At 45.5% G+C, this 8,620-nt stretch carries 10 protein-coding genes and 1 pseudogene; 5 read left to right on the top strand and 6 right to left on the bottom strand.

Annotated elements, in window-relative coordinates:
- Positions 1–36 precede the first annotated feature (36 nt).
- Both V7L31_RS32260 and V7L31_RS32255 read right to left on the bottom strand, forming a co-directional pair.
- On the bottom strand, positions 37–543 hold the full coding sequence (locus tag V7L31_RS32260; protein ID WP_442944528.1) for a hypothetical protein: 507 nt from the start codon (positions 541–543) through the stop codon (positions 37–39).
- 57 nt (positions 544–600) lie between these two features.
- Complete coding sequence (locus tag V7L31_RS32255; protein WP_334700006.1) at positions 601–1,122, bottom strand: hypothetical protein; 522 nt, start codon at positions 1,120–1,122, stop codon at positions 601–603.
- A 131-nt stretch (positions 1,123–1,253) separates the two neighbouring features.
- Between V7L31_RS32255 and V7L31_RS32250 the strand changes: the two genes are divergently transcribed.
- Together V7L31_RS32250 and V7L31_RS32245 are read left to right on the top strand one after the other, a co-directional pair.
- Positions 1,254–2,066 (top strand): ParA family protein, encoded by an 813-nt coding sequence (locus V7L31_RS32250; RefSeq protein ID WP_334700005.1) that lies wholly within the window; start codon positions 1,254–1,256, stop codon positions 2,064–2,066.
- Positions 2,067–2,068: 2 nt separating this feature from the next.
- The gene (locus V7L31_RS32245; protein WP_334700004.1) at positions 2,069–3,205 is read left to right on the top strand and encodes a ParB/RepB/Spo0J family partition protein; all 1,137 of its coding nucleotides are present in this window, start codon (positions 2,069–2,071) and stop codon (positions 3,203–3,205) included.
- A 145-nt stretch (positions 3,206–3,350) separates the two neighbouring features.
- Here the strand turns inward: V7L31_RS32245 and V7L31_RS32240 are convergent, their stop codons facing one another.
- Positions 3,351–4,283 (bottom strand): AraC family transcriptional regulator, encoded by a 933-nt coding sequence (locus tag V7L31_RS32240; protein ID WP_334700003.1) that lies wholly within the window; start codon positions 4,281–4,283, stop codon positions 3,351–3,353.
- A gap of 154 nt (positions 4,284–4,437) precedes the next feature.
- Here V7L31_RS32240 and V7L31_RS32235 point away from each other — a divergent pair, with 154 nt between their 5' ends.
- The 3 genes and pseudogenes from V7L31_RS32235 to V7L31_RS32225 all read left to right on the top strand — a co-directional run.
- Entirely contained in the window at positions 4,438–5,397 is a 960-nt protein-coding gene (locus V7L31_RS32235) for a quinone oxidoreductase family protein (RefSeq protein ID WP_334700002.1), read from the top strand.
- Positions 5,398–5,527: 130 nt separating this feature from the next.
- Positions 5,528–6,409, top strand: coding sequence for an aldo/keto reductase family oxidoreductase (locus V7L31_RS32230; RefSeq protein ID WP_334700001.1), 882 nt, complete (start codon positions 5,528–5,530; stop codon positions 6,407–6,409).
- A pseudogene (locus V7L31_RS32225) lies at positions 6,402–6,485 on the top strand (HU family DNA-binding protein); the annotation flags it as partial. The gene V7L31_RS32230 and the pseudogene V7L31_RS32225, both read left to right, overlap by 8 nt.
- Before the next feature lie 8 nt (positions 6,486–6,493).
- Here V7L31_RS32225 and V7L31_RS32220 read toward each other — a convergent pair.
- The 3 genes from V7L31_RS32220 to V7L31_RS32210 form a co-directional block, all read right to left on the bottom strand.
- On the bottom strand, positions 6,494–6,667 hold the full coding sequence (locus V7L31_RS32220; RefSeq protein WP_334700000.1) for a hypothetical protein: 174 nt from the start codon (positions 6,665–6,667) through the stop codon (positions 6,494–6,496).
- A gap of 73 nt (positions 6,668–6,740) precedes the next feature.
- Positions 6,741–7,010 (bottom strand): hypothetical protein, encoded by a 270-nt coding sequence (locus V7L31_RS32215; protein ID WP_334699999.1) that lies wholly within the window; start codon positions 7,008–7,010, stop codon positions 6,741–6,743.
- Positions 7,011–7,246: 236 nt separating this feature from the next.
- A partial coding sequence (locus tag V7L31_RS32210; protein WP_334699998.1) for a strawberry notch C-terminal domain-containing protein occupies positions 7,247–8,620 on the bottom strand: 1,374 nt, incomplete at its 5' end.

Below are 8,620 nucleotides of genomic sequence, written 5' to 3'. Positions count from 1 at the left end.
CTCTAACTTCTTGCTGACTATGTAACGAGTGCGTTACTACTTGCTGACAGGTTCAGCTTTCTCAACTGAATTATCATTCACACCCAAAGTCAATTCTAAAGGAGTTTTTTGGGGGTAAGCTTTTACTACTTGCCGATAAACATCATAATTAGTAGGTAGTGTTTGCTGAGTATTACCCACCCCATAGGTCAGTTTGTACTTTACATCTTTCACTAATTCAGGTTTACCTACCTCTTCTTGAGGTCTTTTGCGTTGTTCAACTTCATCAACACTTGGTCGCGGCGGTAAAGTAGGCCACCATAGCCCTTTGTCATCTGGGCCAACAACTGCTCCTGCTGGTTTCAATCCATTCCTATTCAACACTGAAGTATTAGCAAAAGTTTCAATGCGTGGTTGTGGTTGACTTGTTAGGTTATTGGCATATTTAACTTGCCAGGAGTAACTGGTGAGTGCTGTTGCTTCATACTGTTCAGTTGTACTAGTGCTGCAACTAGTTAGTGTCAGTGCCGTTAGTGCAGTTATTATTGAGGGTAAAAATCTCATTTGCATTATCAATCGTTAATATCTCTTACCAATCACTCTTGAAGAGGATGTGTGCCATCATTGCTGCCAAGATGAAGGAATCGCTGTTGTTGAAACCACTTCTCCTGTACTCAATCTAATCGCCGTTTGCTCACAGTTGGGACACTTAACCTTAATTTGGGTGATTGAAGGTCGCCTGTTATATTCTCCAACTACAGGCTCACCCGTAAATTTACAAAGTATGCCCTGTTGGCAGTTTCTGCACTCAAATATAATCTGCCTCACTGCTTTGTCGCAGTCTATAAATCTTACATGCTGAAACCGCTCTGAATATTCTGAGTTTTCAACATGGGGTTTAGAAGTTCGCTGTCCTTGGGATGGCTGCGACGAGTTATCAGCACTACTGCGATCGCTGAGAAGAGTAATGTTAATCGCCTCCTGTGCATCTTCGGTCAACTCTATTGGCTCATCAGTTACATTTAGTGACTCTCCCTCTGACTGATTAGTGGCGGGGATGTGTTCTGGTTTTGAACTTGGGTGTTTGAGCTTTGGTTGTTGTGGTTTGGGTGGTCGTTTGGTAGATTTCATGATGCCTGCCATAAAACCTTCTTTAATAAACTATCTTAAATGGAAGACACAATAAGAAAGACAAGTAATTATTTGGATCATATATTGATATATGATCTCAGCGTCATAATATATGATTCGGAAATAGCACTCAAAGTGAAGCCATGCAAATTCGACTAGCTGTGATTAGCAACGCTGGAGGCAGTGGTAAGACTACACTTTCAGTTCATTTAGCTTACGACCTAGCAAAACGCAAGTACAATGTAGCCCTACTAGACCTCGACCCACAAGGCTCATTAACATTATTCTGTGGTTTGAATCCACCAGAACCAGAACAGACTTTAGCAGGAGTTCTCAAAGATAAATTTGACGGTGTTTGGCCATTAACTCCTTGCTGGAGGCAGTACACCAATAATGTTGTCGTATGCCAAGGGGGAATGGTATTAACCCAAACAGCAGATGAACTTGTGTTACATAAAAGGGGAGCCTACCTTTTAGCCGACTGTTTAACAGATTATCCACTAGCACACGATGTAGTTATTTTTGATTGCCCAGCTACCCTTGGCCCTTTACCTTTAATGGCTCTAGCCGCTTGTACACATATTATTATCCCCGTACAGCTAGAACCAAAATCAATTCAAGGAGCAGCACATTTATTGGAATGGTACTACTATCATTGCAAATACTTGCGTTTAAACCCAACTCCAGAAATTTTAGGATTTGTTCCCAATCAATATGATGTTCGCAGAAGTACTCATAGACAGATGCTTGCAGGATTACCTGAACAGTTGCAACACATGAAGATTCGAGCATTTCCAGCAATCCGTGATAGCGCAGAATTTGTCAATGCCAGTGGTCAAGGTTTACCATTGCATATTTACCGTCCTAGTCATCCTGCTAAGGATGATTTTAAAGAAACTACTTCTCATCTTGTGACTTTAATTGGAAAACCTAAGACAACTAAAAAGACAAAATAATTATGTGCGCTCGTAACACTCCTAATCTTACAAATTATTTTTCAGGTGCGAAGCAATCTCAGCAATTATCTGAAGCAGAGCAAGAAATACAGCAATTAAGAGCAGAGATTGAAGAACTTCGTGACAAAAATTCTGGCGAGTTGGAAAGACAATTGGAAGAGTTGCGAACACAACTTCAGTCACAAATAGGTATTTTGTCAATTCCTATCGAGCAAATAGAGCCAAATATAGAACAACCTAGACAAACATTTTTAACTGAAAGTCTAGAATCTATGTCTCGCTCTTTAGCTAGTGATGGACAGTTACAACCAGTTATTCTGATTCAAAGAGAGAATCATCTATTAATATTTGACGGAGAGCGACGCTGGCGCAGTGCTAAAGCTTTAGGTTGGCAAACCTTAGAAGCAGTTATTATTCCAGAACCGACTGGTTTACATCGTAAAGCACTACTAACTTCTCTACATCGAGAAGACCTTAATCCTTTGGATAAAGCCGAGGCGATCGCGCGTGAATTGTCTACAATTATTGGATTAGAACTTCAAGATATTCCGCGTATTCTTTCAACAGTAATACGACGTTTGAATAGTCAAAAACGTATAACATCGCTGGTGGATTTAATAACAGCAGATGCAAAAAAACAAGAACAAGAACTAGAGTCGTTAGATTTAAGCGACTCAGAACGAGCAATCTTAAGCCTACTGTTAGATTTACAGCTAAATCCTGCTTCTATCGATGCCAATATTTTTCCGATGCTATCTTTAGCAGAAGACCTAAAACTTGCTATAAGAGGAGGACTTAAAGGTGTTCATGCATTGGCTCTACAAAAACTTTCCGCGAAAAATTTGGGATTGAGTGAACAAAAAGCAAAATCTATTAGGGAAGAGACTACGCATAAAGTAATAGTAGAAAAGTTGTCTGTTGTTACTACTCGAAAATTAGTAGCTGAAGTGATAGCATCTGAGTCTAAGCTAGCAGTAACCAAAAATACTAAGAAAAAAGCAGTATCCCAAGCATCTAATCGTTTGCAACAACTCTCTTTAGAGCTGCTCAAGCAAGCTAACCCTGCTGAATTAACAGAATTACAGGAAGTCTTACGTCACAAATTAATAGAAATTGAAAAAGTACTAAAACAAAATTAAAGATCGGTCGCTACCCTCTGCTAACTAATTGTCACTGTTTTAGTAATTAGATGCACGAATATAATGTGGGATAGCGAGTACACCGCTGGCTATACAGTTGAAAATTCGGCTCTGATTTTTATTTTCTTAGAGTGACAAAACAGGGTTATGCTGTACGTAAACGTTGAATGTCCTGAATTGGCGGCGCACCAAACATTCGAGAATATTCACGGCTGAACTGTGAGGGACTTTCATATCCCACTTGGTGAGCAGTAGCAATTGCATCAAAATCTTCAGTTAGCATTAGGCGTCGTGCTTCCAACAGTCTTAGCTGCTTTTGATATTGCATCGGACTCATCGAGGTCACTTGCTTAAAATGCTGGTGAAACGACGAAGCAGACATCTTGACCCGGTTTGCTAAATCCTCGATCCGCAGCGATTGGTTAAACTCAGCCTTGATCAGTTGGATGGCTGACGCAATGCGCTGCATACTGCTGCCGGATGTGGCAATTAGGCGCACGGCTTTACTTTGTTCCCCGACAAGCAGACGGTAATAGAGTTCACGCAGCATCACCGGTGCTAGTATCGGGATGTCTTGCGGTGTTTCTAAGAGCTTGACTAGGCGAAGGACACACTCGATCAACGTAGCATCGGCGTTGCTAACCCATAGACCTCGGACAGAGTTCTCTTGCTTGGCTGAACTAAAACCCATCTGGGCAACCAAATCACACAGTTGCACTAAGTCTAAGCTCAACTTCAGCATTAAACACGGCTTGTCAGGTGTTGCCTCAACCACACATCCACTGATCGGTAGAGCAACCGAAAGGACTTGATATTGTCCTGCGTGGTATGGATATGTTTCCTCACCCAGCAACATTTCTTTCTTGCCTTGAACGATCAGGGTGAAGCGGGGTTCATCAACACTGTAGGTTGCTGAAGACATCGCATCGGAGCGCCCAAAGCTCAATTGATTGATCGCAGTTGAATGCAAACCATTACCCTCGGTGTGCCTGATTAGCAAGGTCGCGAGTTCTTGGTACTGATTCGCAATCACGTCAGAATTAGAAATTTTAATCATGCTATGAACTTGATCGCTCAATGCCTTACTCTTGACAATTATAGAACCACTTAAAACGATTGCTTTGGAGAATTAGGCAATCATCAGCGAGGTTTGTGTATTTCAAGAAAAGCTTTTCAAACTTATGCTGAACTCGTAGCGATCAAAGAAGCGTTCGATTCGGAGAACCTAAGAAATGCAAACCACTTCCCAACCGATGAAAGCAATGGCTGTTGACAAGTTCGGCGGATCTGATAAGCTGACTTTGCACACCTTACCCGTACCTACGGTAGATACGGGCGAAGTTTTGATTCGCGTTGAGGTCGCCGGAGTTGGTGTCTGGGACGTGATGGAGCGTGAAGGTGAACTGGTGTATAACGAAGTTCACTTTCCGCGTGTGCTGGGCGGCGAATGTGCAGGCACGATCACTGCTGTCGGCGATGGTGTCGAGCGTTTCGCCGTTGGCGATCGCGTTTATGCCCAAAGTTTTATGAACGACAAGGGCGGTAGCTATGCAGAATACGTTGTCGTCTCCGAAAAAACGGTTGCGCCGATACCCGATGGGCTTGATATGCTAATGGCAGGCGGATTGCCCATTGCTGGTTTGACGGCGCTAAGTAATTTGAAGGCGCTCTTGACGGGCGACGGAACCAAATTGATCCTGTGGGGCGCGAGCGGTGGCGTCGGTCACGTCGCGCTGCAACTCGCCAAGCGGATGGGCGCGAGCGTTTTCGCCATTGCATCGGGCGCAGACGGTGTGGAGTTGGTCAAGCAGTTGGGTGCTGATGAAGCGGTGGACGGACACGGCGACGACGTTGGGCAACGCGCCCGCGCATTTGCGCCCGATGGCTTCGATGCCGCGTTGGTGCTAGTGGGCAGTGACAACGTTCAATCTACGCTCTCGTTGGTGCGCCAGGGCGGAATCATTGCTTTTCCTAACGGCATAATGCCCGAACCCAAAGCGCCTGACGGTGTGGAACTCAAGAAGGCAAATGCTGACCCGATGTTGTTCGATCAACTCAACCGATTGATCGGCATCGACCAGTTTCAAGTTCACATCGCGCAGACGTTTCCACTCGAAGCGGCGGCGCAGGCGCAATCAGCGATGAAACAGCATTATCTGGGCAAGATCGTGTTGCGTGTGAACGGCGAATAAGAGTGTGAGCATGACTCAACCAGCATCTTTGTGAGTACTGAAAATACAGCCTGAAATAATCCTCCTTTTGACATCGAATAGGCTTCACTCTTTTTACTAAAACTAATTAGCACTCTAAGGAAATAGCAATATGATTCAGCAAACCAATCTAGGGAGCAGCTTCACGCTGCCAAACACGTCGATCGCTCTCAATCGTCTGGGTTACGGTGCAATGCAACTCGCGGGGCCAGGAGTGTTTGGGCCGCCCCGTGACGTGGATGCCGCCATTGCGGTTCTCCGTGAGGCGATCGCCCTCGGTGTCAATCACATTGATACTAGCGATTTCTATGGTCCGCACATCACCAATCAAATTATTCGTCAGGCGCTTCACCCCTATCCTGAGAATTTGGTGATTGTCACTAAGGTAGGGGCGCGTCGTCCGGCGGATAAGTCGTGGCAACCTGCTTTCTCGCGGCAAGAGCTGATCACCGCCGTTCACGATAACCTGCAAAATCTTGGTCTTGAGGCGCTAGATATTGTCAATCTCAGAGTTGGAGGTACTCAAGCACCGTCCGAAGGGCCGATCGCAGAACCACTGACCACCCTAGTTGACTTGAAGCGTCAGGGACTCATCCGCCATATCGGACTGAGCAACATTACTCCCCGACAGTTCGAGGAAGCTCAGGCGATGACTGAGATTGTGTGTGTCCAGAACCAGTACAACTTAGCGCATCGCGAAGATGATGCCTTGATCGACGACCTCGCACAGCGCGGTGTGGCGTATGTACCGTTCTTTCCGCTCGGTGGATTCACGCCGTTGCAATCGTCCAAGCTCGATGCCGCTGCAAGCTCTCTTCAGGCGACACCAATGCAGGTCGCGCTAGCATGGTTGCTTCAACGAGCGCCTAACATCCTGCTGATTCCGGGAACGTCATCGGTTGAGCATCTGCGCGAGAATCTCAAAGCCGCAGATTTGCAACTTCCGTCTCAAACAGTCAATGATCTTAACTCGATCGCTGTACCTAACGAATGACCCAATGACTATCCCAGCTACCAAAGTTCCTGCATTTTCTCCTGGGAAGCTGTTCAAAGAAAAAGTAGCACCATAAATGAATTGCTAGTGGTCAAGCAATCCAATCATTGCAAAGCTGTAGCGTTTGCCCAGGCGCGTTGGCGCAGCCATCGCAGTTCTCAAGGCAGCGTGGGGCAACGGTAGGGGGAACGGAGTGTTGAATTGCAGATGTAAAAAAAGCGCGTTCGCTGCACCAATACCTACCTTCCTAATGCCCATTCTCGGAGCGTCTCCTGTCTGAGAAGGGCTATAGGTAGGGCAACGTGCTTCACTGTAAAAGAATGCGATTGCCTCAGACCCATGCCGCAGCAAATGGCCCGCTCAATTGAACTTCCCAACAGTTGCCACCGAAGGAATTAACCGCTTTACCGTTTTTGATAAATCGAATCACGTCCAGCTTTTGCTGCTGCTTCAGCACAGCACTATAGTAAATCGGATAGTCGCTAACCACCGTTCCATCGGGGCTAATAATCCGAAACTGCCAACATTTACCCGGAGTGTAGAACACGACTAAAACACGAGATTGAATACAGACAACTGAATGAATCTTGATGGTAGTCATTTTAATGTGCAGTCGCGTTTGCTGAATATTAATAAAGTAACCATTCTCATAATGAGAATAAGTATAAATACGTTTTAAGTGAAACTAACAGATCAAACCTAGTTATAGACCTTCTGGAAGTTTTTTTACATTAGCACTTTTGCAAGTAACTTAAGTATGAATAATAGTCTATCTTAAGTTAGTTTTTGAGGGTAAAAAAGACCCAGATTAGATGCCTGGGTCTTTGAGGTTGGGAATTATCCCAAGATTCCAATCACAGCCGCTAAAATTTCTGGCGCTTTATCTGAAACCGGAATGAATACTCGCTTTTGCCAGTTGATGATCTCGGTGAAACATCCAGCAGCTACCAGTCGCTCTGCCAGTGAGATAACATTAACCAGTTCTATGCGAGGTTCTGTGGCAATATAAGAACGCCGTAAAGTAACGCCACCCGGTAACTGCTGGGAATAGCCTTCGTTTAGCACTAAAGAGACTAACTCCTGTGGGCTTAACAGCTTGTTCCTGAGTCCGAGTTGTTCAGCCACCGACTGGATATCCTGAGCGTTAACCACCCGACCGAGTATCTTTTGTCCATCGCTGGTTTGTAGTCGGAAGACTCGGCTACTGTGCTGCGGCAAGATTTTCCAAATGGGCAACAAAATACCAGTTACCAAATGCAGGTAATCGGTTGTGAACTTGGGCAATGCGTCTACTTCAGTAGACCACCCTGCGACGAACGCATCGACACAAACCGCTTTCCAAGTGGAAGATTCTAAATCCTTGACTGGTATACGGGTTTCTTTTTGGGGACGGACAAGTAACACTCTTGGTACAACACCACCATCAGCGTCGTAGATACTATGTGTCGGAATTGACACAGCAGCATTACCAGACTTGGAGTTGATCATGAGCTTTCCTTGATATTGAGTTGCGAACTCCAACATCTCTTCGGCAGTTTTGATGCGGTTATTTTGGGTGCGTTCCACTTTCAAGTAATTGGTGACGCTACCAGTTTGAGCATGAGTATATACAGCTTCCTGGCTCAATACAGTAAAGCGTTCAGCCCGTAAAGTCTCCACCCCCATTTCATAGACACCAGCAGCGATCGCTGTTTCAATCTGCTGACTTAGCAACAACTCAAAACGCTCGAAAATGATGTTTTGCATATCGATGCGTAAAGCCAGCAGCCGATTAAGGAATTGCCGCAATGGGGGCAAGTCGATCTTCATCCCGCCTTCGTGGGAAGTCAGCGATAAACCCGTCATTTGCTCGAATTTCCCCAAAGACACTTCGTAAAATCGACCTTGAAATATTTGCTTGAACAGTTCGTACAAGGCATACTCTGCATACTGAGATTCTAGGTTATCCTTTGTATCAAATATCCCATTGCCACCCGTCTGCCGTTGACCGCGAGTAAGAGCGCCCAAGCTATCCAGCCTTCGGGCAATGGTTGAGATAAAGCGGCGTTCACCGATGACGTTAGTGGTAACAGGTCTGAACACGGGTGCTGATGCTTGGTTGGTGCGGTGCGATCGCCCCAACCCCTGGATTGCATTGTCTGCTCTCCATCCAGCTTCTAAAAGATAGTGCGATCGCCGCCGCCGATTAAGAGCGTTGAGATCAGCATGATA

The sequence above is a fragment of the Nostoc sp. genome (assembly GCF_036916655.1).
Taxonomy (GTDB): Bacteria; Cyanobacteriota; Cyanobacteriia; order Cyanobacteriales; family Nostocaceae; genus Nostoc.
The sequence above is the reverse complement of the archived record's forward strand: the minus strand, read 5'-3'. Positions and strand labels throughout refer to the sequence as shown.